Origin of the sequence: Saccharopolyspora antiqui (assembly GCF_052246905.1) — a bacterium.
In the GTDB taxonomy this organism is placed as follows: domain Bacteria; phylum Actinomycetota; class Actinomycetes; order Mycobacteriales; family Pseudonocardiaceae; genus Saccharopolyspora.
In genome coordinates this window covers 54,247-80,765 of sequence record NZ_JBQQBO010000033.1, presented here as the reverse complement: position 1 = coordinate 80,765, position 26,519 = coordinate 54,247, and the positions used below count along the sequence as shown (strand labels likewise).

Sequence of the window (26,519 nt, the reverse complement as noted above, 5' to 3'; positions counted from 1 at the left end):
TCGGGTGAGGTGGGCGATTTCGCGCGAAATCGCCGTCTCCCACGCGGGGCGGGTGGCGATTTCGCGCGAAATCGCCAGGTCTGCCACCCGCACCGCGAAGCAGGACGAGTTCGAAGACAGGCCCTCACCGCCCGTCCAGCGCCCACGGACCCAGCGGCGTCGCGGAGACCCAGCGGCCGGTGGCGTCCAGCACCCGTCCGTACAGCTTCACCTGGCGCAGGACGATCTGCCGGTCGACGATCGTGGCGTGCGGAAACTGCGTCCGCAGCCGGGTGACCAGGCCGTGCAGGTCGGCCACCTGGTGCAACCCCACCGTGAGCAGCAGATTGTTGGGCCCGGCGATCGCCGCGCAGGTCCGGGTCTCCGGCCACCGCAGCAGCTGTTCACCGGTCCGTTCCAGGTAGTCGTCGGGCATCTCCAGCCACAGCACGGCCGAGGCGTGCCAGCCAGCCAGTTGCCGCGCCAGATCGCAGCGGAAGGCGATGTCGCCGACCGCGGTGAGCCGGTTGATCCGGCGCTGGACCGTGCGGGCGGTCATTCCGAGTTCCGCTTCCAGGTCGGTGAAACTACGTCGGCCGTCCAGGCTCAGCGCGGTGAACAGGCGGCGGTCGTAGTCGTCCATGGGACGCGCGGTCCCGGGACTCGTCGGGCACTGCCGCAGGCGCTCGACCTGTTCGGCGTTTAGCACCCGCAGCCGCCACCGCATGCTCAGGTCGAAGGCGCGGGTCGCGATGTGGGTTCGCACCCGGGTGATGCCCTTCTGTCGCGGCAACTGGTGGAGCACGTATTCCGAGAGGCTGGTCAGGTTCGGCGCGATCGCGATGGTCCACAGGTCGTAGGAACCCGCGACGTGCTGCACGGTGAACATGTGCGGCTGCCTGGCCAGTTCGCTCGCCACCTCGCTGGCTGCCCCGGTTTCGCAGGTCAGCTCAAGGAACGCCACGCACATGGTGTGCAGTTGCCGCTGCCCGAGCGCGACCGTTGACCACGCCAGCCTGGCGTCCTCCAGGCGCTTCCAGCGGCGGGCGACCGTCACGGGGTCCAGGTCGAGCACGGCTCCGATGTCGGCCCACGACGCGCGCGGGTTGACCTGAAGTGCGTCGATCAGTTCCAAGTCGCCCTCCCGCAGGGCGGCGGAGGCGTTCATGGCACTCCCGGGATGTTCGGTTTCCTGCACGCCGGGATTCCCTTTGTCGGATCCCAGCGGTGCGGGGGTGGACTCGGTTGCTGTCCGATGATTGAGCACGAAACTCACCGGCTGCAAGGAGTCGTGCTAGTGACTGCACCGACAGAGGTCGCCGAGTGCGACCTCCTGTTCAGCGGCGCTCGCGTGTTGGATCCGGAGACCGGACTCGACGCGGTGCGCCACGTCGGCGTGACCGACGGGCGGATCACCTCGGTGTCCGCCGGACCGGTACCGGCGCGGAAGATGCTCGACGTGTCCGGGAGGGTGCTCGCGCCGGGCTTCATCGACCTGCACAGCCACGCGCAGACCGTGTCCTCGTTGCGGATGCAGGCATTGGACGGGGTCACCACGGCGTTGGAGCTGGAGTCCGGCGCGGCACCGGTGCGCGCGGTGTACGACCGTGCGGGCGACGAGGGACGTCCGATCAACTTCGGCTACGCCGCGTCCTGGGCGATGGCCAGGATGCGGGTGTTCGACGGCGTCGAACCCGTTGGCGGTTTCGAGGGCTTCGCCGAGTTCTGCGGTGGACCGCACTGGCGCGACAGGGCCAGCCGGAAGGAACTCGACCTGGTCCTCGCCGAGGTGGAGAACCAACTGCACCAGGGTGCGCTGGGCATCGGTGTGCTCCTCGGCTACGCGCCGCAGACCGGGCGCAACGAGTACTTCCAGTTGGCGCGGCTCGCCGCGAGGTACGACGTGCCCACCTTCACCCACGCGCGGTTCAAGAATCCGGATGATCCGGAAACGGCCTTGGAGGGGATCGCCGAGGTGGTCGCCGCCGCCTCCGGCACGAACGCGCACATGCACCTCTGCCACATCAACAGCACCTCGCTGCGCGCCATCGACGAAGTGGGCGCGGTGGTGGCGGGCGCTCGGGAGCACGGCCTGCGGGTGACCACCGAGGCTTACCCGTACGGGGCCGGGATGACGACCATTGGCGTGCCCTTCCTGCACCCGGACAACCTGCCCCGGTTGGGCATCGAGCCGAGCAACCTGGTTCTGCTGTGCACCGGTGAGCGCCCGAAGGACGCCGCGAGGCTGCTGGAGATCCAGCGAACCGACCCCGGTGCCATGGTCGCGATCCACTACCTCGACGAGAACGACCCGGACGACTGGTCGGTGCTCCAGCGGTCGCTGCTGCTGCCGGACACCGCGATCGCATCGGACGCGATCCCGTTCGCCTCCCCGGACGGCGAGCTCGTCGAAGACGCCTGGCCACTGCCACCCAGGTCCTTCGCACACCCGCGCACCAGCGGAACCTTCTGCCGGTTCCTGGGCACGATGGTGCGCGAACTGGGTCTGCTGTCCCTGCTCGAAGCGGTGCGGCGGTGCACCCTGCAGCCCGCCACGGTTTTGGCGGGCGTGGCACCGCAGATGCGCCGGAAGGGGCGCGTGCAGGTGGGCGCCGACGCCGATCTGGTGGTGTTCGACCTCGCCGCGGTATCCGACCGGGCGACCCATGAAGAGCCCTGGCATCCGTCGACGGGCGTCGACCAGTTGCTCGTCGGCGGCGAATTCGTGATCCGCGGTGGCCAACTCCTGCCGGAGGCCAGGCCCGGCAAGGCCGTGAAGGGACGACTCGGATGACTGAACTCGTGACTTTGGACGACATCCGCGCCGCGAGCGAGCGGATCGCCTCGGCCACGCTGCGCACCCCGTTGCTGCCCTTCGACGCCGCCGATCCCGACCGACCGCTGTGGATCAAACCCGAGTCGCTGCAGCCGACCTCGGCGTTCAAGCTGCGCGGTGCGTACAACAAGATCAGCATCCTGCTGCCGCAAGCACGCGAGCGCGGCGTGGTCGCCCACTCCAGCGGGAACCACGCCAGGGCGGTCGCCTGGATCGCCCGCCGACTCGGTCTGCGCGCGGTGATCGTCATGCCCGACACCACACCGCCGAACAAGGTGGCCGCGGTCGAGCGACTGGGTGCCGAGATCGTGATCGTGCCGCCGCACCAGCGGGACACCCGCGCGTTCGAGCTGGCCGACGAACACGGCTACGTACCGGTGCCCCCGTACGACGACGCGCACATCATCGCCGGTCAGGGCACGGTTGGTCTGGAGATCATGGCCGACCTGCCGGATGCCGATGTGGTGCTGGTGCCGGTCAGCGGCGGCGGGCTGTCCTCCGGGGTGGCCACCGCGATCAAGGCGCTGCGTTCCGAGACGCTGGTCATCGGCGTCGAGCCGGAGCTCGCCTCGGACGCCGCGCAGAGCCTGCGGGAGCAGCGCCGGGTGGTCTGGGAGCCGGAAGCGACCTACCGAACGGTGGCCGACGGACTGCGAACGACCGGCCTGGGCGTGCTGCCCTGGGAGCACATCCGGCGCCACCTGGACGGGATCGTGACGGTCTCGGAAGACGAGATCCTGGACGCCATGCGCCGTCTCGCGCTCGACGCGCGCTTGGTGGCCGAACCCAGTGGTGCGGTGACCTTCGCCGCCTACCGCGCCGCCGCCGACAACGGGTTGCCCACGACCGGCAAGCACGTCGCCATCCTCAGCGGTGGCTCGGCCGACCCCCGGCTGCTGGCCAAGGTGCTGCTCGACGGAAACGAGACCGAACAGATCGACCACGCAGGGAGCAATTCGTGAGCACTGATCCGCAGCACCCGTACAGCCCAGCGGTCGTTGCCGGTGGCCTCGTCTTCGTCTCGGGCTCCCTGCCGCTGTTGGCGGACGGCACCGTGGTCGCCGACGGCCGGGCGGCGCTGGATGCGGCGATCGAGACCATGAAGCAGCGGATGGCCACGGTCGGTGCCGACCTCGCTGACGTGGTCAAGGTGACCTACTACGTCACCGACATCGCGCTGCGCGAGGTGGCCAACCAGCAGTTCCTGGACCTCTGGCAGGATCCCCGGCCAGCCCGCACGGTGATCGGTGTTCACGAACTGCCCTACCGGAGCATCGTCGAGATCGATGCGGTGGCCAGGGCGCGCTAGAGCCGCGTCGGAGACGGGGAGCGGACTCGACCGCTCCCCGTTCCGCGTTCGGGACGATGTCGCCTGTCGCCTCCGCGAAAACGATTGGCTCGCCACCAGCGGCGCGCCCACCGGCTTTCGCCTGTGGGCGCAGGCATTGGTGCGCGCGGCTAGGCGTTGGCTCGGCAGCGGTTCCTCCTCGAACTGGAGCGGCCGACGGCCGAGGACCGCGGTCAGCTGTGGTGAGAACGAGGATCGCCCATCGGGTCAGCTGGTCGAGCCGAGTAATGCGGCCAGCACGACCGCACACCGTGCAGCGGCGTTGCAGCCCAGTGGGTTTCGGGGAGCATTCGAACCTTCGACCACAGGTCGAGCGTGGCGCCCCGCTCGGATGCACCGCACGCTGAAGAGTGACCGTTTTCTTGTCGGTGGCGGGACCGCAGGAGTCGCCGTCGTGCCGCCGGTCGACTGAGGCCGACGCTCGATCACGGCGCCACCAGGGATCGTTCAGCCAGCGCGCGAGCGCGAAACGGCACGGTAGCGTCCACATAGGATCGGCCGGATGTCGGGCGCCAAGCCGGGTGTTCCGACGGGACCATCGGGACCGCCGGATAGCCGGGCAGCGTGACGCAGTCCGCAGCTAGGTTCGTGCGAGTGGCCACCGCCCACCACAGGTCCTCCGCGCACCGGACATCCACGTCGTCGTCGGCGAACACGATCAGCTTCACGAAGGGGTGCTGCGCGAAGATCAGCGGAGCCAGCAGAGCTGGCACCTCATCGTGCACCGCCGAAGTCTTGCGCAGTGCGACGGCCAGCACGACCATCCCACCGCCCCACGCACCGAAGTGGAGGGCGCGCACCACCTCCCACGGCTCGCCCCGCGCGGACAGGGCGACCGACAACGCGCCACCGAGCCCGAGGATGACCGACTGCTCCCGGCCCGGTCCGATCACTGCCTGGTAGTGGGCTCCCGGTAGCAGGCTCATCCCGCTCACGGTGAGCACCGGCAGGTCGGGGCGTCCCGCTCCGTCGTAGCCGAGGAACTCGGGCATGCTGCCGCGCACTTCCCCGCCGAGCGCCTCGTCCGCGGTGTGCGGGCCGAGCGTGCCCTCCAAGACGATCTCGGCGTCGGCGAGCACTTCGACCGGCTGCGTCTCGGCGGATGCCACCCGAAGCGGCGCGCCCGCCAGCGCCCCCGCCAAGTCCAGTTTGGACACACCTGGCGGCAGGAACCTGCCGTTCACCGCGGAAGCGACCACGGCCGCCGGGGGCGCACCGATGTTCACCGACACGGCCAACTCCCGACCGCGCCGCAACGCCCTGGCGTGCAACTCGGCCAAGCCGCGGCCCGGGACCATCCACACCGTCAGCCGATTGTGGTCGAGCACGAGCATCCGGTGCACCGAAAGCGCGCAGCCGTCCTCGTCCCGCGCGTGCACGACGCCGAGCGTCAGGTACGGCCCGGCGTCGCGATCGGTGACCCGGAAGACGGGCAGCGCACGCAGATCCACCTCCCGGCTCCGGGCGGCCCGGGAACCGCGCACCGGGGGCCGGGACCGGCCGACCAGCTCCGCGGCGGCCATCCGATCCATCCGCGGCGGATAACCGGGCAACCAGCCCCGCACCCGGTCCTCGTCGCCGTAGACGCCGAGCAGCACGCGGGCGGTCGCTTCGCCCTCGACGGTGTACTCGACGACTTCCTCGGATCGGGCGCGCGAGTTCGCGGGTACGCCAGCGAATTCACGCGCGAAGTCGGGTCCGATGCTCGCCAGCGGCCGAGTGCGGCGCGCGATCGGCAGGCCCCGCAACACATCCCGCAACGACGCCGCGATCACGCCCGCTCACCCACCCGGTCGCGGATCAGCGATCCGTCGACCACGCGGCCGGACTCGTCCAGCAGCCGCCCGTGCGCGGCGCGCAGTCCGGCCAGCAGGCGGTCGTGCGGAAGATCGTCGAATTCGCCGTGCATGTGCAGGAACTCCATGTGCCGTCGGCCGTCCGTGTCGTACGGCTGGTGCAGGCTGTCGGTGCGGCCGTCGAATTCCAGCTCGGCGATCCGGTACAACCGGCAGAGGCTGCGGTTGAACACCGGTGTCGCCTTCATCCAACGCCCGTTGAGCCGGACCGAGGCGAAGCAGTGGTACCGGAAGACGTCACCACCCATCAGCTCGCGCAACCGGTCGGAGGTGAGGTGGTTGCGCACGTCGGCGAACGCAAGCCGGGCCGGGATGCCGATCGAGCGCAGCGCGGCCACGAACAGGACCGACTTGTGCACGCACATGCCCGTCCGGGTGCGCGCGACCGAACTCGCCCGCACGCCATCCGCCGAGAGGTCGGCACCGTAGATCTCGTAGCGCACGCCGTCGCGCACGGCGTAGTAGAGGTCCACCGCTTGCTCGGTGATCGTGGCCTCGGCGCGGACCGACCGGGCCACGAAGCCCCGCACCTCGGCAGCATCGAAGTCGAGGAAGCGGGTGGCCCCCAGCGCTCCTCCCCCAACCGTGATCGTCGCCATCCGCACATCTCCCTCCGCCCGAGCGGCCCGTCTTGTTCATCGTCGGGCCGATACCTCGTGGGCCTCTCGAATCGCAGTCGGTCCCATTTCCCGGAATTGCACCGGGCACTTTTCCAGGCCGCAGCGGCGCGCCGATCAGCCTGTGCCGCAGTGCGAAGCCGACATTGATCTCCTGCTCAAGCTCGCCCCACCGCGTCGACTTCGACGATCACCTCGGCCAGGTGCCAGGTCCCGTCGGTGGCCAACGGCGCCTGCCAAGGCCGTATCGTTCCGGCAGGTCACGCCACCGCGCCCCGGTCCGCAACTTCCAGAAGATCCCATTGATCGGCTGCCGGTGATGCCGCCACCGTCCCGGCTACAAACTCGATCCGAGTCCGCCAACTCACCCCGACCAACCACAACCCGAGATAAAATCGGAACCCGAACCGGATCACTCACAGGACAGGCCCTGGACCGGTTGTGCACATTTAAGCACAACGAATAGGCAAATCTATCCGCGCGCGGGTAAGCAGTAGCGTGATCACCACGAATTTCTCCAGCCGTGCGACGCCCCGCGCAACAATCCCCACAGGGGGACGAATGCCACTTCTGCTCACGTCCCGAGAACTGCAACTGCTCGGTGACGACCCGACGTTCGCGGAACGAGGTTTCCAACTCGCTCAGGACCTGCTCACCAATCCCGCTGAGCATCGTCCCGACGAGCTCGCGGTGCGCCGCGGCGAAGCCGCCGACGGCGAGCACGTGTCATTGCTGGCGCAGGACGACGGCACCCCGCTGGCAGTGCTGCCGCAGGAGCCGCTCGACGCGTGGCTGACCGCGCTGGCCGCCGGACTGGTGGCCCGCTACTTCGCACCGCCCGAAGCCGAAGTGCTCAGCGTGATCGGCAGCGGACCGGCGGTCTGGGCTTATCTGCGCGCCGTCACGCGAGCACTACCGTCGATCCGCACCGCACTGCTGTGGTCGCCCGACTCGCGTCCCGCACTCGCGTGCACCGCACTGCCCATCTCGCGCCGAACCGATGTCCCGGTGCACGTCACTCGAACCCGGCACGCCGCCGAACGCCGCGCCGACGTCCTGGTGAACGCCCGCGCTGGCAACGCGCACGGCTCGTCGCTTCGACCGGAAGCGCTGCTGCTCAGCGAACATTCCGGGGACCGGACGCGCACACCGGTCAGCTGGCGGCATGCGTTGCGCGCTGTGCTCACCGACCAGGTGGTGCCGCGCCCGGGTTTGGAAATCCTGCTGGACGGGCGGCGCAGCCCGTCTTGGCAGCAGATGCTCGACGGCTGGGTGCTGCGCCGCGCGTGGCAGCTGAACATGGGACGGCCCGTCGTCGTGGACTGATGGCCGTCGACGGTGGCTCGGCGAATCGCCGTCTCCCGGAGCGATCGCCGAACCACCGCTGCCGCACGCCGCTGGCCGATCAACCGGCCACGGCGGCGGTGACGAACCGGACCGGGACCTCGATGGTCAGCGGTCCGGAACCATCCCGGAGCGCGTCCAGCGCCGCGATCAGCCGCGCCCGCAGTCGGGCGGCGTCCCGCTCGGGCAGGTGCTGCCACAGCAGGCGCATCCCCTGCGTGTGCGACCAATCCACCCAAGCGGTGCCCGACTCGGCGACCATGTCGACCGACTCGTCGCGCACCAGGACATCGGTGAAACCGGCGCCGCGCATCGTATCGGCGAGCCGACACCCGTCGGCCAGCCAGCTGTTGAACCTGCGGCTGAGCGCCTCCGGCTGCCACTCCGGTGGCAGCGAGTTCAGCATCGACTTCGGGATCAGCTCGGTGAACATCGGTGGTAGGAAAGGAAAGGTGTCGTCGGTGAACACCGGGCTGGTGAACCCGATCCGGCCACCCGGCGCCAGCAGCGCGGCGTACCGGGGCAACGCCGCGGGGGCGTCCGGGAGGAAGATCAAGCTGTAGCTGCCCACCACCACGTCGAACCCGCGGATCGGCAGATCGGGGTTCTCCCCGTCCATCACCCGAACCTCGACGGTGCCGAGATCCTGTTCGGCCGCGATCGCCCGAGCCTGCTCCACCATGCCCTCGGCGATGTCGATGCCGAGCACGCGGCCGCTCGGTCCGACGCGCTGCGCTGCCGGGAAGAGGCAGGCCCCGAGGCCGCATCCGACGTCGAGCACCCGGTCACCGGGGCGCGGCCCGACGCGCTCGACGAGCCGAGCCCCCATCGGGGTGAAGAATTCGACGCCCATTCGGTCGTAGGAGGCGGCTGCGCGGTCGAAGGCACGCGCCACGGTCGTCTTGTACGCGGTGGTGTCCACATCGCTCCTGTCCACTCGGATCGTCCGCCGGCCCCAGCCTGTGTCGATTCACTCGGCGCCACCTCGAAAACCGGTCGAGGCGTGCCCCGACCGCTCTTCCACCGGAGCCCGAGACCGGATGCTCAGCCTGGAGTCGACCGATGACCAGGAGGGCGGACATGGCGAACCCGAGTTGCGTGCCGACGAGCGATCCGCGCTACGCCGACCTGGCCGTGCCCGGCGACAACGCCCGGTTCACGCCGCGGCCGGAGATGTTCGTGCTGGCCACGACGACCGAGGAGGTGGTTGCCGCCGTTCAGTCCGCGGTGGATTCGGGGCGCGCCGTGGCCGCCCGCAGCGGCGGGCACTGCTACGAGAACTTCGTGGCCGATCCCCGCGTCGACGTCGTCATCGACCTGGGCCGGATGAACCGCGTCGATTGGGATCCGGTGCGGGGCGCGGTGTCGGTGGAGCCGGGGGCACGGTTGCTGGACCTCTACCGCACCCTCTACCTGCGGTGGGGCGTGACGATTCCGGGCGGTGCGAGCGAAACGGTCGCCGTCGGCGGCCATCTGCTCGGTGGTGGCTACGGACCGCTGTCCCGGCGGTTCGGCATCGCATCCGACCACGTGCACGCCGTCGAGGTCGTGGTGGTCGACGCCGACGGCCGCGCACGTGCGGTGGTGACGACCGCCGATCCGCGGGATCCGCACCACGAGTTGTGGTGGGGGCTGACCGGTGCGGGCGGCGGCAACTTCGGCATCGTGACCCGGTTCTGGCTCCGCTCCCGCGGCGCACCGGGCGACGAGCCGTCCGAGGCACTGCCCCGACCTCCGGCGAACGTACTGGCCACCAGCCGGATGTTCCCGCGCGAAGGCATGACACCGGCGGCGTTCCGGACCCTCGTCGGCGGGTACAGCCGCTGGCACGAGCACAACAGCGGCCTGGACTCGCCCTACGCCGGGCTCTACGCCGGGTTGGTGCTGATAGCTGGACAAGCCGAGAACGACCCGGGACTGAGCGCGATCCTCTTCCTGCACCTCGACGGCGAGACACCCGACGCCGAGCGGCTGCTCGACGGCTGCCTGGCCGAGATGACGGCGGGAGTCGACGCCCCGGCCTTCGACACTCCAGTGACCAGGGAACCCTGGCTGGCGTCGATGACCGGTCTGGCCCGAGCCCAGGACGGCAGCGGCGGTCGGCAAAAGATCAAATCCGCGCACCTGCGCCGGTCCTACACCGACGATCAGATCGACGCGCTCCACGAACACCTCAACGGGCCGGACCACCCGTTCGAAAGCGCATCGGTGTCGCTGCAATCCAGCGGCTGCGCGACGAACGCCCTGCTGCCGGGCGAAACCGCGGTGTCCCAACGAGATTCGGTGCTGCGGGCGCTGTACTTGGTGACCTGGCGCGAGGAATCCGCCGACGAGGCGTGCCTGAACTGGATGCGCCGGATGTATCGCGACGTGTACGCCGAGACCGGTGGCGTGCCGGTGCCCGACGAGAACAGCGAAGGCTGCTACCTCAACTTCCCCGACGTCGACATGGCCGATCCCCGGTGGAACACCTCCGGGGTCGCCTGGCAAGACCTCTACTTCAAGGACAACCACGCCCGGCTCCAGGCAGTCGCGAAGAACTGGGACCCGCTCGGGGTGTTCCGCCACGACTTCTCCATCCGCTGATCAGATTGGAGCAGACAACAGCATGTCGACCGCTGAAATCGCCTCCCCGGTGCACGACCCGAACCATCCGCTGCGCGAGAAGTTGCAGTCCCTCGTGGACGAGCTGATCCCGCTGGGCGCGGCTGGCGCCCAGTTCCGCGTCTCCGTCGGGGACGCCGACTTCGTAGTTCGCTCCGGTTCCGCCGAGCTCGGCGGTGCGGACCCGGTACCCACCGACGGCCGGTTCCGCATCGCCTGCATCACCAAGATGTTCGTCTCGATCGTCGTGCTGCAACTCGCCGCGGAGGGCCGGGTCGACCTCGACCGGCCCATCGCGACGTACCTGCCCGACCTGCTGCCCGACGGCGACCGGATCACCGTGCGCAACATGCTGCAGCACACCAGCGGGCTCTACAACCACGCCGACGCCTTCCAACGGCCCGGCGTCCGGTTCGAGCGCGACCGCTACAACCACTACGAAGCGGCCGACCTGGTGGCCGTCGCGGCGGCGAAACCGCTCAACTTCGAGCCGGGCACCCGGTTCGAGTACTCCAACACCAACTACATCGCGCTCGGCCTGCTGATCCGGGAGATCGCGGGGCGCGGCTACGCCGACGAGATCCGGGATCGCATCCTGGTACCGCTCGGCCTGCACGACACATCACTGCCCGGCGATGATCCGGCGATCCCCGATCCGCACGCCCGCGGCTACATGCAGATCAAGGACAAATCGGTGGACGTCTCCGAGATGAACCCTTCGGAGGCCTGCTCAGCGGGCGAGATGATCTCCACCACGGCGGACCTGGACGCCTTCCTGGTGGCGTTGATGACCGGCAAGCTGCTCGGGCCGGACCAGTTCACGGAGATGAAGACGACCGTGCCGCCGGAGTGGGTGCCGTTGCCGATGTCGAACGGTTACGGCCTGGGGTTCATGCCGCTGGAGACGGACTGCGGGTTGAGCCTCTGGGGGCACGGCGGCGGCATTCCGGGCTACGCGACCTTCGTGGGCGCCACCTTGGACGGGAAGCGCCGACTGATCGCTTCGATCACGCTCAACATCGATCCGGACGACTTCAGCGGCGCCTTCGAGAACGGCGTGGTGGCCGCCCTGAACGCGGCCGCCGACTGCCTCAAGGAGGGCTGATCGTGGGCGTCCTCTACCAGACCTCGGCGACGGCCGTCGGTGACGGCCGCGAAGGCAGCGTGCGGTCGGCCGACGGCGTCCTCGACGTCAAGCTGGCCGCGCCGACCGCACTGGGCGGTGGTGGCGGCGCCGCGACCAATCCCGAGCAGTTGTTCGCCGCGGGCTACGCCGCGTGCTTCCACAGCGCGATCCGCTGGATCGCCCAGCAGCGCGAAATAGCGGTGGACGATTCCGCGGTGACCGCAGAGGTGGGCCTGACCGCCGCCAGTGACGGTCTGGCGCTCACCGCCGCATTGCGGGTGCGGCTGCCGGGCGTGCCGACCGGCACCGCCCGCGACCTGGTCGAGCAGGCCCACCGGACCTGCCCGTACTCCGCTGCGATCCGAGGCAACGTCGACGTCGCCCTGCACGTCGAGTAACGCCGAAAGCACCGCCCCGCTCAGCAAATCCGAGCGGGGCGGTGCGCTGCGCGTGAAAACCCGCGGTGGAAGGCGGGAACGACGCTTCAGATCACCGGTGCGTGCTGCTCGACCAGCACCTCGATGCCGTCGAGCAAGCGGGCCAGTCCGAACCGCAGCGCGTGCTCCGGGTCGTAGGCCGCGTCGTGCTCGGCGCCAGCGGCCGAACCGACGCGGCCAGCCGTCGGGTAGTCACCTGTGTTCGCGAACGTCGCCAGCCAAGGCGCCTGCGCCTGCCACCACTGGCTGTCGGTCATCTCGCTACCCCGCTCCAGGTCCGCGATCTCCGCAGCGGCCCGGGCCGTGTTCTTGACGTGCCCGAGCACCAGGGTCAGCACCGAGTCCATCTCGACGTCGCCGAGGCCGCTGCCGACGAGCGCGCTGAGTTCCCGCTCGTACTTGGCCATCAGGTTCGGGCCGAGAACGGGCCTGCTGGTTTCGACCCTGGCGAGCCACGGATGCCTGCGGTAGAGCTCCCAGTTCTGGTAGGCCACGAGCTCCAGGCGTTCCCGCCAGGTGTCACCGGGCACCGGGGTGGCTGGCAGTTCGCCGTAGACGGTGTCCATCATCAGATCGAGCAGCTCGGCTTTGCCCGGCACGTAGGTGTACGGCGACATGGTGCCGACGCCGAGCACCTCGCTGACCCGGCGCATGGTCAGCGCATCGATACCGCTGGAGTCCGCGATCTCGATGGCCGCCCGGGCGATCCGGTCAACGCTGAGCTCAGTTCGTCCCTCTCGGTTCACCGGCTCCTTGGTCCGCCACAGGAGCGCCAGGCTGCGGGCCGGGTCGGACCTGCCTCGATCTTTGCCCATAGTGCCTCCAGAATAGCACCGTACGTCGTACGCCGAGGAGCTCGACCGACATGTGGACAGCAAGGCGGGCCGGTCATGCGGCGCTGAACTCGGCAGCGTGGTCGCGCGCCCACTGGTCGAACGGGATGCCCGGTCGGCCGGTCACCTTCTCGACCGTGGGCAGCACCAGCGGCGGCACGTCCACCGAGGCCGCCAGATAACCGAGCACCATGTCCACGACCGGTTCCGGCATGAAGGCGACCAGCTCCGACCTGGCCGCAGCGGGGTCCACCTCCTGGAAGGCGATCTCGCGCCCGATCGCCCGGGAGATCGCCGCGACCTGCTCGGTCTGGTCCAGCGCCTGCGGACCGGTCAGCTCGTAGGCCTCGCCGACGTGCGAGTCCGCCAGCAGCGCTGCGGTCGCCACCGCGGCGACATCGGCCTCGTGCACCAGCGCGCGCCGCGCCCCGGCATGCGGGGCGCGCACCGCGCCCTCGGTGCGGATGGAGTGCCCCCACTTCCACAGCACGTTCGTGGCGAACTCGTCCGGACGCACGAACGTCCACTCCAGACCGCTGCGCTCCACGGCGCGCTCCACCTCGCGGTGGTAGGCGCCGCTGTGGTTTGTCCCGTCGTGCACCGAATTCGAGGACAGCACCACGATCCGCCGCACACCGGCCCGCGCCGCGCGTTCCACCACCTCCGCCGCGGTCTGCGGAACCGGGAACAGGTACATCCGCTCCACACCGCGCAGCGCCGCATCGAGGCTGTCCGGCTCGGTCAGGTCGGCGGCCACCACCTCCGCCCCCGGGATCGGGGCCGGTGTGCGACTGGTGGCGCGCACCGTCGCCCCTGCCGCCGCTAGTCCGGCCACCACGTGCCTGCCGACGTGCCCGGTAGCTCCGGTCACCAAAAAGGTCATCGCGTCCACCTCGTCCGGTCGTACCCAGCTTTGCTCCGACGATCCCGACCCGGACTCGACGCGTCCTCAAGGACGGGTCGCGATGCTCGTGTTGGCCGACTGGCAGGAAGATAGGAGTGGCGATGCGGGCGACCGACGAGCAGACGCGCACCGAGAACAAGCAGCGCTGCCTGGACATGGTGGCGGCGTGGAACCGCTGGGAACTGGGCGGGATCATCGAGCACTGGGCACCTGGCGTGGTGCACTACTCGGAGAACCTGCCGGTGGACACCGACGAGATGATCAGCCGGATGGAGGCCGGGCTGCAGGCGTTCCCCGACCTGCACCTGGACGTCAAGAGCATCCTGGCCGACGGCGACCGGGTCAGCCTGCGGATCACCATCACCGCCACGCACCTGGGCAGGTACGTCGACAAGGAACCCACCGGCCGCGCGGTGACCTGGCACATCGTGGAGGAACTCCGGTTCGTCGACGGCAAGGTCGTCGAGCACTGGGACGTGATGAACTACCTGCCGATGCTCACCGGCATCGGCGTGCTCCCGGCGGGCGACTGACATGGGTGCTCCCGAACCCCGCCTCCGCGCCTTGGACACCCTTTCCCGCCAGGTGGTGCTGACCGCCGCCGACGGCGACCCGAAATCGTTGCTGGTGCGGCGGTTCTCCCGGCCGGTGGCCCGCCGCGGGCGAGTGGTCGTGCGAACCGAGGCCGCCGGTGTCTCGTTCGCCGAGGTGCAGATGTTGCGCGGCCTGCACCCGTTTCCGCCTCGCCCGCCGTTCGTCCCCGGCTACGACCTCGTCGGCGAGATCGTCGAGGTCGGCCCGGGTGTGACCGGTTGGGCGGTCGGCGACCGGGTCGCCGCGATGCCGCGCTCCGGCGCTTGGCAGGAGCACGTCGAGGTACCGGCCGCGATCCTGGCCCGGGTACCGGCGGCACTGGACGCGGGCGAGGCGGTCGCCCTGGTGTGCAACGGCGTCACCGCGTGGCAGATGCTGCACCGCTCGGCGCGGGTGGCGCCCGGGGAAACGGTTCTGGTGCAGGGCGCGTCGGGCGGAGTCGGGTCGGTGCTGACCCGGCTGGCGGTCCACCACGGTGCCCGCGTGATCGGCACCGCGTCGCCGCACAAGCACGACGCGGTGCGCGCGATGGGGGCCACCCCCGTCGACTACCGCGGCGAGCTGCCCGCCGCGGTGCGAGCACTGGCGCCCGACGGCGTGGACGCCGTGTTCGACCACATCGGCGGCCGCAGCGTCAGCGTCGGGTGGCGGCTGCTGGCCCCCGGTGGCCGACTCGTCTCCTTCGACTCCTCCGTCGAGGGTTTCGCACCGGGCCAGTGGTTCCGGCCGCACGTCCCGGTGCTGCGCAAGGTCGCCGGTTGGACGTTGGCACGCGCCATCGGAGCCACTCGCGGCCGGGTCGCCAAGACCTACTACGTGCGGCCCGGGGCGAAGTTCCGCCGCGACATCGAGGCGCTCTACGACCTGGTCGGCGCCGGGGTTCTCCAGCCGCACGTGGACGGGTGGTACCCGCTGGAGCAGGCCGCCGACGCGCTGTGCGCACTGCGCGACGGGCAGGCGGTGGGCAAGCTCGTCCTCGTACCCTGATGTTCGACGGCGATTTCGGTTTCCACGGCTGGAGTCGCCGCCTGGCCCCCTGATTTCCGACCGGTGCGAAAGGATTTCGATGAACGCCGTCCGCTTCGGTCTGCTCGGCTGCTCCTCGATCGCCCGCAGACGGTTCTTGCCCGCCCTGGCCCGGTCCTCGTCCCGGCTGGTCGCGGTGGCGAGCCGCGATTCCGACCGGGCCGCGCGGTTCGGCGCCGAATTCGGTGCCGAAGCCGAGCGCGGCTACGACGAGTTGCTGGCGCGCGATGACATCGATGCGGTGTACCTGTCGGTGCCGACCGGCCTGCACGCCCGCTGGGCGCTGGCAGCGGTGCAGGCCGGGAAGCACGCGCTGGTGGAGAAGCCGTTCGCGACCACCCGCGCCGACGGCGAACGGGTGCTGGCGGCCGCGGCCGACCGAGGCGTGCAGGTCATGGAGAACCGAATGTTCGCCGCGCACCCGCAGCACGACGCCGTGGCCGCGCTGGTGGCCGACGGCGCGATCGGTGCTTTGCGGGCGATCACCGCGGTCATGGCGATTCCGCCGCTGCCGCCGGAAGACATCCGGTACCGCGCGGACCTGGGCGGTGGCGCCCTGCTCGATGTCGGCTACTACCCGCTGCACGCCGCCCTGCTCCACGGCGGCGAGCAGCTGTCCGTCGTCGGAGCTACCCGGCGACGCTCCGATTCGTCCGATGTGGACGTTTCCGGCGCGGTGCTGTTGCGCAGTGCGTCCGGGGTGACCGCGCAGGTGCTCTACGGCTTCGAACACTCCTACCGATCGGCGTACGAGCTGTGGGGCGATACCGGCCGCATCGTGTTGGAACGGGCCTTCACACCGCCGCCCACCTGGCAGCCGGTGGTGCGGCTGGAGCAGCAGGACCGCGTCGAGCAGCGGACGTTGCCGCCGTGCGACCAGTTCCGCGAAGCGCTGGAGAGCTTCGTCGGCGCGGTGCGCGGTGCGCACGACCTCACCGCGCACCACCGCCGAACGCTCGCCGGGCTGTCGCTCATCGACGCCGCGTCAGTCGGCTAGCAGATCGACCAGCGTCTCTGCTGCGTGCCGGGTGGGCGCACCGGCCAGGACCCAGTCGCTTCCGTCGGCGCGGAACGGGTACCAGCGTTCGTCCTCGCCCAGCCTGAGCTGCACCCCGCTGTTGGCCACCGTCAACCGGTTGCGCCACACCCGCACGTCCGGCGGGTCGCCCAGCGCCGCGTCCTGCCAGACCTCGTCGATCTCCGTGCGGGCGCGGGCCATCGCTTCCCGGGGTGGCGACCACGAGCTTTCCAGCGCCGACAACCCGGCCTGTCCGGCCAGCGCCCACGCGCGCACCGCGCGGGCGAAGTCCGCGGGCCGGTCCGCGCTGCGGCCCGCCCGCTCGGTCAGCTCGTCGCGATCCGCGCGCGCGGCGAGCCGCACCGCGTCGGTCCACTGGTCCGCCTCGACACCCGAACCGTCCACATCGGACAGCAGGTGGCGCGCGCGGTGGGCCGCGTCGGCGGCCAGCGCGGCGAGCGCCGCGGTGTCCACCGGCGCGTCCTCGACCTCGACGTCCGCCAGCAGCGGCGCCAGGCCCAGCGGCGGAACCAGCACCGGACCGGGCCGCTCGGGCAGCGGAGGTACCGGCTGCGCCCACGCGTCCGCGGCGGCGGTGCCCGCGCCGCCAGCGCGTTCGCCGGTGTCCGCGCCCTGCCGGGTGTTTCGCCGGTGCAACTCCTCGGTCAGCTCGGCCTCACCGCGGCCGCGCACCAGCAGCAGCACGAACGGATCCCGATCCAGCAGCCACGAAACCTGGTAGGCCAGCGCCGCGGCGTGCTTGCACGGGCTGTCCCAGCCGGGGCAGTCGCATTCCGGTTCGAGGTCGCCGTAGCTGGGCAGCAGTCGCACCCCTGCGTCGTCGGCCGCGCTGACCAGGTCGGGCGGCATGTCGCGGTCGAGCAGCGCGGCGATGTGCCCGGCCCGGCGGGCCACCCGGTCCAGGAACCGGTCCCAGCCGGAGTCGGAGAGCTCCCCGAGGTGGACCTCGGTGCGGTACGGCTGGTCGGGATCGCCGTCGTGCACCGGCGCGGAGATCCGCCCGGGACTGACGGTGATCGCCCCCACCTGACCGGCGAAGGCGTACTTGCGCCCCTTCTTGAGCTGCTCGGGGTCGAGTGCGGTGTACTCCATCGCCTCGATCCAGGCGTTGCCCCACCAGGTGTCGGCGAACTTCTTGCCGTACCGCTTGCCCGGCGGGAAAGCCGGGAAGGTGACCGCGCGCCGGTGCGGATCTACCTCGTCGTCGACGGTCTCCTCGTCCTCTTCGTCGTCGAAGACGAGGTACAGGTCATCGTCGTCATCGTCGTAGTACCCGGACATCTCAGGCGCTCCTCAATTCCACCAGCCGTCGCAGCTCGGCATCGGTCAGCTCGCTGAGCGCGGCCTCGCCCCCGCCCATGATCGCGTCGGCCAGTTCCTGCTTGTGCACCAGCAGTTCGGCGATCCGCTCCTCCAACGTGCCCTGCGCCATCAACCGGTGCACCTGCACCGGCTTGTCCTGGCCGATCCGGTGCGCCCGGTCCGTGGCCTGCTCCTCGACGGCGGGGTTCCACCAGCGGTCGTAGTGGACCACGTGGTCGGCTCGGGTCAGGTTGAGCCCGGTGCCCGCGGCCTTGAGCGACAGCAGGAACACCGGTACCGCGCCGGACTGGAAGCGACGCACCATTTCGTCCCGCTTGGCCACCGGTGTGCCGCCGTGCAGCAGTTGGGTGGGTACACCGCGGTCGGCAAGGTGCTTCTCCAACAACCGGGCCATCTGCACGTATTGCGTGAACACCAGCGCCGCACCGCCTTCGGCGAGGATGGTGCCGAGCAGTTCGTCCAGCGCCTGCAACTTCTCCGAACGGGCGGCCGACGCCGCGGCTTCCTTGAGGTAGTGCGCCGGGTGGTTGCACACCTGCTTGAGGCCGACCAGCAGTTTGAGCACCAGGCCACGCCGCGCGATCTCGGTGGGGCTGCTGCGGATTTCGGCCATCACCTCCTGGACGACCCGCTGGTACAGGTCGATCTGCTCGGCGGTGAGGGAGACCAGGTGGTCGGTCTCGGTCTTGGGCGGCAGTTCCGGCGCGATGCCCGGGTCGGTCTTGCGGCGCCGCAGCAGGAACGGCCGCACCAGTCGGTACAACCGCTGCGCGGTCGGGTTGTCGCGCCCCTCCTCCACCGCCCGGGCCCACTCGGCGCGGAACTCGCCCATCCGGCCGAGCAGGCCAGGTGTGGTCCAGTCCAAGATCGCCCACAGCTCGCTCAGGTTGTTCTCCACCGGGGTACCGGTCATCGCCACCCGGACGGCCGCCGGGATCTCGCGCAGGGCTTTCGCCGTGCCGCTCAACCTGTTCTTGACGTGTTGGGCCTCGTCGGCGACGACCATCGCCCAGCGGTGCGCGGCCAGCGTCGCCGCGTCGACGCGCATCGTGCCGTAGGTGGTGAGCACGAAGCCGCTGTCGGCGCTGGCCAGCGACCGCGCCGAGCCGTGGAACCGGCGCACCGGCGTGCCGGGCGCGAACTTCTCGATCTCGCGTTCCCAGTTGCCCAGCAGGGAAGCCGGGCAGACCACCAGAGTCGGCCCGGTGGTGGCGGGGTCCGCCGCCCGTCGCAGGTGCAACGAGATCAGCATGATCGTCTTGCCCAGCCCCATGTCGTCGGCCAAGCACCCGCCGAATCCCAGCGACGTCATCCGGTGCAGCCAGCGCAGGCCGCGTTGCTGGTAGTCGCGCAACGTCGCGGTCAGTTCCGGCGGCTGGCCCAGCGGTTCCGGGCCGCCGTCGGGGTCGGCGAGCCGGTGGACCAGTTCGCCGAGCCAGCCCGTTGCGACGGCTTCCACGCGGACGTCTTCGACCACCGCGCTGCCGACCAGTGCGATGCCCAGACCCGGGTACGCCGGGACCGGCGGCAGTTCGCGTTCTCGGGCCTTGCGCGCCAACTCCGGCTCGACCAGCAACCACTGGTCGCGCAGCCGGACCACCGGGCGCGACTTCGCCACGAGGTCCATCTCGACCTCGCTGAGGGGTTCGCCGCCGAGGGTCAGCTGCCAGGACAGCGGTAACGGTTCGGCTTCCCGCAGGAAGGCCGCGACGTCCTCGCGCCGCTGACCGGGCGCGGACACCGCGACCCTGGCGTTGAGTTCGCGGGAGAGCTCCGGCGGCCATTCGATGTCGACGCCCATCGCCGCCAACCGCGCCTCGCCGCCGCTGAGCAGGTCTTCGACGTCCTCGTCGACCAACTCCAGCTCAACCGGTTCGGCTTCGGCCAGCAGGCTTTCCAGCGGGGACCAGACACCGGCGGCCCGGCGCACCGCGAGCATCGCCTCGAACGTCGCGCGGTCGCCGAAACCGTGCGATTCCCCGGCCCACAACGCCTCGGCGTCGACCACCTGCGTCGGGTCGGCGAGGTTGCGCAGCCGGACCACGGCGGTGAAGGGCGCTGTCTCGGTGTCGCCGCGCAACTCCAGGCGCAGCGCCACGCGCAGGCCCGCGTCGACCCCGGCGGCGACCTGTTGCGCCCACCCGCGCAGGCCGTCGTCGGCCGGGGTGATCTCCTGGGCCGCGTAGCGCGGATCTCCGGTCAGCCAAACCGCTCCGGGGGTGCGCGGCATCGTGTCGGCGACCCCGTCGAAGAACTCGCGCAGCAGTTTCTCCGCGTCGGGCAGCACCAGCTCGTCGGCGGCCGGATCCAGCGGTACCGCCCGCGCGCTCGGCGGCGCGGCGGCGGCCAGCGCGCGCAGCCGTTCGACGTCGGCGACGTCGAAGGGACCCATCCGCCACGCATCGGCACCACTGCCGCACACCCCGGGCAGCACCCGGCCCCGCGCGACCATGTGCAGCGCCAGTTCAGCGGCGGCACCCCAGAACGCCGCCGCCGGGTGCACGCCGTCCGCGTCGCCCGCCCGCAGCAGCGGCAGCGCCTGGGACAGCGGTATCCGGCGGGCGGGCACGCGGCGCGCGACGACCGACCCGTCCTCGATCAGGGTCACCACCGGTTCGGCGGTCTCTCCCGCCGAGATCTCGCTCGGCACCGGCCCGCCGCCGGGGTCGTAGACGAGGAGCGCCCCCATCCGCGGTACGTCTCCAGGCTCGAACACCATCGCGCACCGCCCCAGTCGCACCCGCGCCTCCAAACCAGCCGAATCCGCTTCTCAGTACAATGTACCGTATCTTTCGTTCCCTAGTACGGGCCGTGGAATCCGGCGGCCACGTCGGCCAGTTGGGGCAGGTCACCGCGCTGCTCCCCGACCAACTCCAGGCACGCCTGGACGATGGTGTCGGCACCCGGGTGCCACGCCTCCTCCAACGGCCAGGACACCGGCGCCGGGCAGTCCGGCGGGGTGATCCGACGAACCGGCGCGCGCAGCGCCTCGGGTACGTTCTCGGCCACCACCGCGGCCACCTCGGCGGCGAAGCCGTAGCGCGCCCAGCTCGTGTCGGCCACCACCAGCCGCCCGGTCCGCGCCACGGACTCGCAGATGATCCGGTCGTCCAACGGCCGCAGGCTGCGCACGTCGACCACCTCGACCTCGATGCGCTGGGCGGCCAACTGCTCGGCGGCCCGCAGCGCCTCGTGCACCATCAGCGACGCGGCCACCACCGTGACGTCCGCACCGGGGCGAGCCGTCCGCCCGGAGCCGAACGGCACCGGTACCGGCTCCTCGGCCACCTCCCCGGTCAACGGGTACAGGTTCCGGTTCTCGATGAGCACCACCGGGGTCTGCGACCGCAACGCCTGCACCAGCAATCCCTTGGCGTCAGCGGGACTGGCGGGCGCGGCGACGTGCAAACCCGCGTAGTGCGCGAACGTCGCGTGCGGGCTCTGCGAATGCGTCGCGCCCTGGCCCCAACCGCGACCGACCACCCCGCGGGTCACCACCGGTAGCCCGGCCACGTCGCCGTACATGTACCGCCACTTGGCCGCCAGGTTCACCAGCGCGTCCACCGCCAGGAACATGAAGTCCGCGCGGGTGTGCACCACCACGGGCCGCATCCCGTTCGCGGCGGCGCCGATGGCGATGCCAGCGCAGGCGTTCTCCGAGTTGGGCACGTCGATGACCCGGCTCGGCCCGAACAGCTCGAACGCGCGCTTGGTGGTGCCGAAGGTTCCCTTGTGGTCGTCCACGCCCTCGCCCGCGACCAGCACCGCGGGATCGGCGGTCATGCACTGCACGGTGGCTTCGCTGATGGCCTGCCAGTAGGTGAGCTCACGCATCCGTTCTCAGCTCCTCTCGCCGCCGACCGCGGCGGCTGCCGTCGGCTCGTACGCGCCACGGGTCAGCTCCGCGATCGACGGCCACGGCGCGGCCTTGGCGGCGCGCACCGCGTCGTGGATCTCGGCGGTGAACTCCGCGTCCCACTCCCGCAACCACCGGTCGATCCGCGGCTGCGCCGCCCGCACGGCGTCGGCCGCGCGCCGGATCGGGCAGCGGTCGACCCACGCGTCGATCTCTTCCGCACTGCGGTACCCGTGGTCGTGGTCCCAGCCCGGACCGACGTGTTCGCGCCACCGGTAGGTGTGCAACTCCAAGAGGACCGGTCCGGCCCCGGCGCGGCACCGGCGCACCGCCGCCCGCCCGGCGTCGCGCACCGCGAAGACGTCGTTGCCGTCCACCGAAACCGCGTGCACGCCGTGCGCGGCGGCGCGCTCGGTGATGCCGGTCCCGACGGGTTGCCGCTGCCGCAGCGGCGACGAGATGGAGTACTGGTTGTTCTCGCAGGCGAAGACGACCGGAAGCCGGTGCACCGCGGCGAAGTTCAGCGATTCGGCGAACACGCCCTCCTCGGTGGCGCCGTCGCCGAAGAAGGTCAACGCGACCCTCGGCTCACCCCGCAAGGCGAAAGCCCACGCCGCACCGGTCGCGACCGCGATCATCTCGCCGAGGATCGCCGCGGAGCCCGCGAACCCGACCGCGGTGTCGATCAGGTGGATGGACCCGCCACGGCCCTTGGCGCAGCCGGTCTCCCGCCCGTGCAGTTCGTCCACCATCGCCTGCAGATCGCCGCCCTTGGCGAGGTAGGGGGCGTGCGACCGGTGTCCGGTGTAGACGACGTCGCCCGGCCTCGTCGCCGCGCACATGCCGACGGCGGTGGCCTCCTGGCCGATGGAGAAGTGCGTGGGCGTTCGCATCTGCTGCTCGTCGCGGTAGTAGTCGGCGAGGACCTCCTCGACGCGGCGGATGCGCAGCATCGCGCGCACCAGAGCTGCGTCGGGCTCGTAATCCGCAGTCGGAGTCATGGCGTCCCTTCTCCTCGACGGCCCGCCGGTGCGCACAGCAGGCTGTGCAGGCAGGCCACCAGGCTGCGCGCCTGGACGTTCAGGTAGTGGCTGTGCCGCAGCAGTCCGACCAGCTGATCCGCGGTCACCCAGCGGAATTCCGGATGCGCCAGTGCTTCGTCCGGTGCGGCCTCGACGATCAGGTACCGGTTGCGGGTGCGGAAGAACCGCCCGCCCTCCTCCGACAGCACCGCGTCGAACCGGATCCGCTCCGGGGCCGCTGTCATGACGTAGTCCAGGAACGGCGGCCGGGCCGCTGCCGGGAGCGCCCGGTAGTTCTCCGGCTTGCACTGCACCGTCGGCGCCAGCTCGATCACATCGACGTAGCCGGGCTCCACTCGGCCGTGCACCAGCACGTGCAGCACGCCGCCGATGCGCCGGACGACGAAGGCGACCACGCCCGGACCGCTCGCCTCGATCATCGGCTGCGTCCACTGGTCGACCTCGCGGCTGCGGGCGCGTACCCGGACTCCCATCACCTCGAAGAACAGCCCGCTCTCGTGCCGGATCCGGCCGTCCGCCCGGTGCCAGCCGTGCACCTCGACCAGCGGAATCCGGCGGGTGTGCACGTCGGTGCTGGTGCGCGCGCTGGTGATCCAGCTCCGGATGTCCTCGTCGCTGTGCACGCTGCCCTCCGCCGCGACGCAGGACCGCAGCAGCGCGTCGCGGAACCAGTCGTCGCCCGCGCTGATCACCCGTCGGACGTCGGGGCCCGCGAACGGCAGGCAGGACAACACGGTTCGGGCGTCCATGTTCACCAGATCGTCGGCCGCGAGCAGTTGGTTCAGCTGCCCGAGGGTGAACCAGCGGAACCCGTCCCGCAGCGGCACCTCGCCGTGGACCTCCACGACCATGTTCCGGTTGCGCTTCTGGTGGAACCACGCGCCCTGCTCGGACTGGCGCACGTCGGCGATCACGGTGTGGGCACCGGTGTCGAGGAAGAAATCCAGGTACGGCACGGAACGTCCGCGGTGCGCCCCGGTGTAGTTGCTCCGCGTCGCCTGCACGGTCGGCGACAGCTGCAAGCCGTTGCAGTTGCCCGGCTCCACCTTGGCCTGCATCAGGAAGTGCAGCACCCCGTCGAACTCCTTGGCCAGGATGCCGAGCACTCCGACCTCGGGCTGGTTGATGATGGGCTGGCGCCACCGCGGCACCGGCCCGCCGGGGATGTGCACGTCCAGGCCTTCCACCACGAAGAACCGGCCGCTGGCGTGCACGATGTTGCCGGTGCGCGGTTCGGTCGACCAGCCGTCCAGTTCGTCCAGGGCGATCGGCTCGACCTCGGTGTAGGACCGCGTGCTCAGGTCGGCCAGCCACTGGTGGAAGTCGGCGAGCACCCCGGCGTCTCGCACCAGGCTGGACACCGCGAGCCGCCCCGCGAGCCGTTCGGCGGGCCGCACCAGCAGGCCCGCGCTCGGTGACATCCTCATCCGGCCCCTCACCTCCGCACCGTCGAGCCGTGCTCGCCCACCAGCTCGACCAGCTCCGGCACCACGGCCGCGGGCGCGGGCAGCGCGGCCACCTCGTCGCGGAGTTTCCCCGCGCCCGAACGGAATTCCGGCTCGCGCAACAGCCGCCGCACCGCCGAGCGCACCGATGCCACGTCGGCCCGCGCCGCGGGCAGGCACAAACCGGCACCGAGCTCCTCGGTGCGGGTCGCCTTCACCACGGTGTCGTAGCCGTAGGCGAGGATCAGCTGCGGAATCCCGTGCACCTCCGCGGTCGCCCGGGTGCCGACGCCGCCGTGGTGCACGATCGCGGCGCAGGAGGGCAACAGGTCGTGCAGGGGGATGAAGTCGACCGCCCGCACGTTGCTCGGCACCTGGTCCTGCTGCGCGGCGCCGATGGTGGCGACGACCTCCACATCGAGATCGGCCAAACCGGCGAGGATCTCCCGCACCGTGGCCGCCGCATCGCCCAGTTCGTCGGACACTCCCAGGGTGACGCAGACACGTGGCTTCGAGGTCGGCTCGGCCAGCCATTCGGGCAGCACCGCGCGACCGTTGTAGGGCACGTAGCGCATGTCCACGGTGCGCAGCCCCAGGCCGAGCCGGGTGCTGGGCGGCGTCACGTCGATCGTCGCGTGTCCACTTCGGACTGTTTCGCGGTAATCGCGCCCGAAGCGGGCCAGCACCGCGGAAAGCCATTCGGCGGTGGGGTCTTCGCGATGCTCCGGGTGCTGCTCGGCGGTGCGGGCCAGGAACCGCTGCCTGGCGCGCATGGTGATGTCCGGCCCGTAGACGAACCGGGTGTGCGCGGCATCCACGGCGGTCGCCGCGACCGCACCGGCGAGGGTGAACTGCTCCCAGACCACCAGATCCGGCCGCCATTCGCGGGCGAACGCGACCAGGTCGTCGATCACCTGGTCGCTGTTGAACGACGCGAACAGCGACGAAATCATGGTGTGTTCGAGCCCCAGCAGTCCCTCGTGGCTCCAGGACGCCGGATCGCTGGCCGCCCAGTCGAAGAACTCGACGTGCTCCGACCCGCCCGCGGCCAGCAGCTCACCGAGCAGCTCCGGCGCCCAGGGATCGGCGGCGTACCAGTGCTCGGCACCGACCGGCACCGCGGTCACCCCGGCCTGCGTGATCGCGTCGACCAGTTCCGGTTGGGCTGCCACCCGAACCTCGTGACCGGCGGCCCGCAGCGCCCACGCCAGCGGCACCATCGGTTGCAGGTGGGTGGGATGCGGCATGCACGAGAAGAGCACTCTCATCAGCGGCTCACCTCCGTCGAAGCGACCGGGTGGCGGTGCGGGAAGCGGGTGACCGGTGCCCGCCTCGCGCGCACCGCCGGTCCGTCGGCCCGAAGTCGCGGGAAACGCTCGGCGAGCGCGGTGAGGAACAGCTCCGCGTGGTCCCGGGCGAAGGCGACCGGACCATTCGGCAGCAGCACCTGCCCCGGCCCGCCGTCGTCGAACCGGTTCGGGACGAACTCGTCCGGTTCGGGGAAGACCGCCGGATCCCGGTTCGCGGCGTCGAGCAGCACGACCAGTGATTCCCCTCGCGGCACCGCGTTTCCCGCCAGGTCGACGGGGCCGGTGGCGGTGGTCGGCACGAGCCGCACCGGCGGCGCGTGGCGCAACGTCTCGATGATCACGGATTCCACCGGAAGACGGCCTGCGGCGAAGTCGTGCCAGCGGTCCGCGTCGAGCAGTTCGGTCACCGCGTTCGCCGTCAACGTCGCGGCCACCTGCACGGCCGCCGCGGTGCGGCGCAGATCGCCATCGGCGGCCAGCAGGCGCGCGATTCCGGGCTCCTGCGGGCAAACCGCGGCGTCCAGCACCGGCAGCAACTCCGTTACCGCGTCCGCGGCACCGCCGAGCGCCGCGATCGCGCTGTCCCGAGCCGCCTGCGCCAGGTCGAAGCGCACCGCCAGGCGGTCGATCACCCGCTGGGCGGCCGCTCGGTCGACCACCGCCGCGGTGTTGTCGCGGAACTCCGGCGGCCCGGCCAGATCCGGATGTGCCAGGGCGAGCGCTGCCGTCCGGTGGTGGGCCGTCACCCACGCACCGGTGCGGCTTCGCCACACCACGCCGGGTTCGCGCAGTGCGGCGGCGGGAATCCGGTCGTATCCGCGCAGCAGCGCCGCGTACGGGTCGCCCTGTGCCGCGAGCAGCCAGTGCAGGCCACGGGTCAGTTGCATCCTGCGTTCAAGCCTTCGCCCCGGTTCGGGGCCGGGATCGGCCAGCAGCACGGGACACCTTTCGTCGCACGAATCCGTCCAGCTGAGACTGCCGCTGCCGCATCGAGGATCG

The 26,519-nt window shown here is 70.8% G+C and carries 23 protein-coding genes and 1 pseudogene; 10 read left to right on the top strand and 14 right to left on the bottom strand.

Annotated features, from left to right (window positions below; translation table 11 throughout):
- Positions 1-124 precede the first annotated feature (124 nt).
- A complete protein-coding gene (locus ACTWQN_RS34345) occupies positions 125-1,147 on the bottom strand; it encodes an Lrp/AsnC family transcriptional regulator (protein WP_443207824.1) in 1,023 nt (340 codons plus the stop codon).
- A 129-nt stretch (positions 1,148-1,276) separates the two neighbouring features.
- Between ACTWQN_RS34345 and ACTWQN_RS34340 the strand changes: the two genes are divergently transcribed.
- Genes ACTWQN_RS34340 through ACTWQN_RS34330 form a run of 3 tightly spaced genes read left to right on the top strand, consistent with a single transcriptional unit; the run spans position 1,277 to position 4,124 of the window.
- Entirely contained in the window at positions 1,277-2,773 is a 1,497-nt protein-coding gene (locus ACTWQN_RS34340) for an amidohydrolase family protein (protein ID WP_443207823.1), read from the top strand.
- Positions 2,770-3,777: a threonine ammonia-lyase gene (locus ACTWQN_RS34335; protein WP_443207822.1), complete on the top strand. Its 1,008-nt coding sequence runs from the start codon at positions 2,770-2,772 to the stop codon at positions 3,775-3,777. The genes ACTWQN_RS34340 and ACTWQN_RS34335 overlap by 4 nt, the downstream gene beginning before the upstream one ends.
- On the top strand, positions 3,774-4,124 hold the full coding sequence (locus ACTWQN_RS34330; RefSeq protein ID WP_443207821.1) for a RidA family protein: 351 nt from the start codon (positions 3,774-3,776) through the stop codon (positions 4,122-4,124). Before ACTWQN_RS34335 ends, ACTWQN_RS34330 begins: the two co-directional genes overlap by 4 nt.
- Before the next feature lie 464 nt (positions 4,125-4,588).
- On the opposite strand, the gene ACTWQN_RS34325 is transcribed toward ACTWQN_RS34330, so the two are convergent.
- The 3 genes and pseudogenes from ACTWQN_RS34325 to ACTWQN_RS34315 form a co-directional block, all read right to left on the bottom strand.
- On the bottom strand, positions 4,589-5,938 hold the full coding sequence (locus ACTWQN_RS34325; protein ID WP_443207820.1) for a UbiD family decarboxylase domain-containing protein: 1,350 nt from the start codon (positions 5,936-5,938) through the stop codon (positions 4,589-4,591).
- Positions 5,935-6,618 (bottom strand): transglutaminase-like domain-containing protein, encoded by a 684-nt coding sequence (locus ACTWQN_RS34320; protein ID WP_443207819.1) that lies wholly within the window; start codon positions 6,616-6,618, stop codon positions 5,935-5,937. Before ACTWQN_RS34320 ends, ACTWQN_RS34325 begins: the two co-directional genes overlap by 4 nt.
- Positions 6,619-6,835: 217 nt before the next feature.
- Positions 6,836-6,961: pseudogene (locus ACTWQN_RS34315) on the bottom strand (transposase); the annotation flags it as partial.
- 236 nt (positions 6,962-7,197) lie between these two features.
- Here ACTWQN_RS34315 and ACTWQN_RS34310 point away from each other — a divergent pair.
- Positions 7,198-7,962, top strand: coding sequence for a hypothetical protein (locus tag ACTWQN_RS34310; RefSeq protein ID WP_443207818.1), 765 nt, complete (start codon positions 7,198-7,200; stop codon positions 7,960-7,962).
- A 79-nt stretch (positions 7,963-8,041) separates the two neighbouring features.
- On the opposite strand, the gene ACTWQN_RS34305 is transcribed toward ACTWQN_RS34310, so the two are convergent.
- Entirely contained in the window at positions 8,042-8,902 is an 861-nt protein-coding gene (locus tag ACTWQN_RS34305) for a class I SAM-dependent methyltransferase (protein WP_443207817.1), read from the bottom strand.
- Positions 8,903-9,060: 158 nt separating this feature from the next.
- On the opposite strand from ACTWQN_RS34305, the gene ACTWQN_RS34300 reads away from it, so the two are divergent.
- The 3 genes from ACTWQN_RS34300 to ACTWQN_RS34290 are packed head-to-tail and all read left to right on the top strand — an operon-like array spanning position 9,061 to position 12,108.
- Positions 9,061-10,566 carry an FAD-binding oxidoreductase gene (locus ACTWQN_RS34300; protein ID WP_443207816.1) on the top strand — a complete coding sequence of 502 codons (1,506 nt, stop codon included), beginning with the start codon at positions 9,061-9,063 and terminating at the stop codon, positions 10,564-10,566.
- Between the two features lie 22 nt (positions 10,567-10,588).
- Complete coding sequence (locus ACTWQN_RS34295; RefSeq protein ID WP_443207815.1) at positions 10,589-11,689, top strand: serine hydrolase domain-containing protein; 1,101 nt, start codon at positions 10,589-10,591, stop codon at positions 11,687-11,689.
- Between the two features lie 2 nt (positions 11,690-11,691).
- On the top strand, positions 11,692-12,108 hold the full coding sequence (locus tag ACTWQN_RS34290) for an Ohr family peroxiredoxin (protein ID WP_443207814.1): 417 nt from the start codon (positions 11,692-11,694) through the stop codon (positions 12,106-12,108).
- Between the two features lie 86 nt (positions 12,109-12,194).
- Here ACTWQN_RS34290 and ACTWQN_RS34285 read toward each other — a convergent pair whose 3' ends face one another.
- Positions 12,195-12,962 (bottom strand): TetR/AcrR family transcriptional regulator, encoded by a 768-nt coding sequence (locus tag ACTWQN_RS34285; protein WP_443207813.1) that lies wholly within the window; start codon positions 12,960-12,962, stop codon positions 12,195-12,197.
- A gap of 73 nt (positions 12,963-13,035) precedes the next feature.
- Complete coding sequence (locus tag ACTWQN_RS34280) at positions 13,036-13,863, bottom strand: NAD(P)H-binding protein (protein ID WP_443207812.1); 828 nt, start codon at positions 13,861-13,863, stop codon at positions 13,036-13,038.
- A gap of 122 nt (positions 13,864-13,985) precedes the next feature.
- Between ACTWQN_RS34280 and ACTWQN_RS34275 the strand changes: the two genes are divergently transcribed.
- The 3 genes from ACTWQN_RS34275 to ACTWQN_RS34265 all read left to right on the top strand — a co-directional run bounded on the left by ACTWQN_RS34275 (position 13,986) and on the right by ACTWQN_RS34265 (position 16,501).
- A complete protein-coding gene (locus ACTWQN_RS34275; protein ID WP_443207811.1) occupies positions 13,986-14,417 on the top strand; it encodes an ester cyclase in 432 nt (143 codons plus the stop codon).
- A 1-nt stretch (position 14,418) separates the two neighbouring features.
- Positions 14,419-15,465 (top strand): zinc-binding dehydrogenase, encoded by a 1,047-nt coding sequence (locus ACTWQN_RS34270; RefSeq protein ID WP_443207810.1) that lies wholly within the window; start codon positions 14,419-14,421, stop codon positions 15,463-15,465.
- 79 nt (positions 15,466-15,544) lie between these two features.
- Positions 15,545-16,501: a Gfo/Idh/MocA family protein gene (locus ACTWQN_RS34265; RefSeq protein WP_443207809.1), complete on the top strand. Its 957-nt coding sequence runs from the start codon at positions 15,545-15,547 to the stop codon at positions 16,499-16,501.
- Here ACTWQN_RS34265 and ACTWQN_RS34260 read toward each other — a convergent pair.
- The 7 genes from ACTWQN_RS34260 to ACTWQN_RS34230 form a co-directional block, all read right to left on the bottom strand.
- On the bottom strand, positions 16,490-17,824 hold the full coding sequence (locus ACTWQN_RS34260) for an SWIM zinc finger family protein (protein ID WP_443207808.1): 1,335 nt from the start codon (positions 17,822-17,824) through the stop codon (positions 16,490-16,492). The genes ACTWQN_RS34265 and ACTWQN_RS34260 overlap by 12 nt on opposite strands.
- A gap of 1 nt (position 17,825) precedes the next feature.
- On the bottom strand, positions 17,826-20,585 hold the full coding sequence (locus ACTWQN_RS34255) for an SCO1167/SCO6262 family helicase (protein ID WP_504230372.1): 2,760 nt from the start codon (positions 20,583-20,585) through the stop codon (positions 17,826-17,828).
- Positions 20,586-20,665: 80 nt separating this feature from the next.
- Positions 20,666-21,700, bottom strand: coding sequence for an alpha-ketoacid dehydrogenase subunit beta (locus ACTWQN_RS34250; protein WP_443207806.1), 1,035 nt, complete (start codon positions 21,698-21,700; stop codon positions 20,666-20,668).
- 6 nt (positions 21,701-21,706) lie between these two features.
- Positions 21,707-22,723: a thiamine pyrophosphate-dependent dehydrogenase E1 component subunit alpha gene (locus ACTWQN_RS34245; protein ID WP_443207805.1), complete on the bottom strand. Its 1,017-nt coding sequence runs from the start codon at positions 22,721-22,723 to the stop codon at positions 21,707-21,709.
- On the bottom strand, positions 22,720-24,192 hold the full coding sequence (locus ACTWQN_RS34240) for an NDP-hexose 2,3-dehydratase family protein (RefSeq protein WP_443207804.1): 1,473 nt from the start codon (positions 24,190-24,192) through the stop codon (positions 22,720-22,722). Before ACTWQN_RS34240 ends, ACTWQN_RS34245 begins: the two co-directional genes overlap by 4 nt.
- A gap of 8 nt (positions 24,193-24,200) precedes the next feature.
- Positions 24,201-25,478: an activator-dependent family glycosyltransferase gene (locus tag ACTWQN_RS34235; RefSeq protein ID WP_443207803.1), complete on the bottom strand. Its 1,278-nt coding sequence runs from the start codon at positions 25,476-25,478 to the stop codon at positions 24,201-24,203.
- Entirely contained in the window at positions 25,478-26,407 is a 930-nt protein-coding gene (locus tag ACTWQN_RS34230; protein ID WP_443207802.1) for a cytochrome P450, read from the bottom strand. The genes ACTWQN_RS34235 and ACTWQN_RS34230 overlap by 1 nt, the downstream gene beginning before the upstream one ends.
- Between the last annotated feature and the right edge of the window lie 112 nt (positions 26,408-26,519).

Bases quoted from the DNA above. Each gene is read 5' to 3' on its own strand.
- ACTWQN_RS34265 (WP_443207809.1), top strand. From the start codon at position 15,545: ATGAACGCCGTCCGCTTCGGTCTGCTCGGCTGCTCCTCGATCGCCCGC.
- ACTWQN_RS34240 (WP_443207804.1), bottom strand. From the start codon at position 24,192: ATGAGGATGTCACCGAGCGCGGGCCTGCTGGTGCGGCCCGCCGAACGG.
- ACTWQN_RS34245 (WP_443207805.1), bottom strand. From the start codon at position 22,723: ATGACTCCGACTGCGGATTACGAGCCCGACGCAGCTCTGGTGCGCGCG.
- ACTWQN_RS34280 (WP_443207812.1), bottom strand. From the start codon at position 13,863: ATGACCTTTTTGGTGACCGGAGCTACCGGGCACGTCGGCAGGCACGTG.
- ACTWQN_RS34235 (WP_443207803.1), bottom strand. From the start codon at position 25,478: ATGAGAGTGCTCTTCTCGTGCATGCCGCATCCCACCCACCTGCAACCG.
- ACTWQN_RS34285 (WP_443207813.1), bottom strand. From the start codon at position 12,962: ATGGGCAAAGATCGAGGCAGGTCCGACCCGGCCCGCAGCCTGGCGCTC.
- ACTWQN_RS34255 (WP_504230372.1), bottom strand. From the start codon at position 20,585: ATGGTGTTCGAGCCTGGAGACGTACCGCGGATGGGGGCGCTCCTCGTC.
- ACTWQN_RS34230 (WP_443207802.1), bottom strand. From the start codon at position 26,407: ATGCAACTGACCCGTGGCCTGCACTGGCTGCTCGCGGCACAGGGCGAC.
- ACTWQN_RS34250 (WP_443207806.1), bottom strand. From the start codon at position 21,700: ATGCGTGAGCTCACCTACTGGCAGGCCATCAGCGAAGCCACCGTGCAG.
- ACTWQN_RS34270 (WP_443207810.1), top strand. From the start codon at position 14,419: ATGGGTGCTCCCGAACCCCGCCTCCGCGCCTTGGACACCCTTTCCCGC.
- ACTWQN_RS34345 (WP_443207824.1), bottom strand. From the start codon at position 1,147: ATGAACGCCTCCGCCGCCCTGCGGGAGGGCGACTTGGAACTGATCGAC.
- ACTWQN_RS34260 (WP_443207808.1), bottom strand. From the start codon at position 17,824: ATGTCCGGGTACTACGACGATGACGACGATGACCTGTACCTCGTCTTC.
- ACTWQN_RS34320 (WP_443207819.1), bottom strand. From the start codon at position 6,618: ATGGCGACGATCACGGTTGGGGGAGGAGCGCTGGGGGCCACCCGCTTC.
- ACTWQN_RS34300 (WP_443207816.1), top strand. From the start codon at position 9,061: ATGGCGAACCCGAGTTGCGTGCCGACGAGCGATCCGCGCTACGCCGAC.
- ACTWQN_RS34310 (WP_443207818.1), top strand. From the start codon at position 7,198: ATGCCACTTCTGCTCACGTCCCGAGAACTGCAACTGCTCGGTGACGAC.
- ACTWQN_RS34275 (WP_443207811.1), top strand. From the start codon at position 13,986: ATGCGGGCGACCGACGAGCAGACGCGCACCGAGAACAAGCAGCGCTGC.
- ACTWQN_RS34295 (WP_443207815.1), top strand. From the start codon at position 10,589: ATGTCGACCGCTGAAATCGCCTCCCCGGTGCACGACCCGAACCATCCG.
- ACTWQN_RS34335 (WP_443207822.1), top strand. From the start codon at position 2,770: ATGACTGAACTCGTGACTTTGGACGACATCCGCGCCGCGAGCGAGCGG.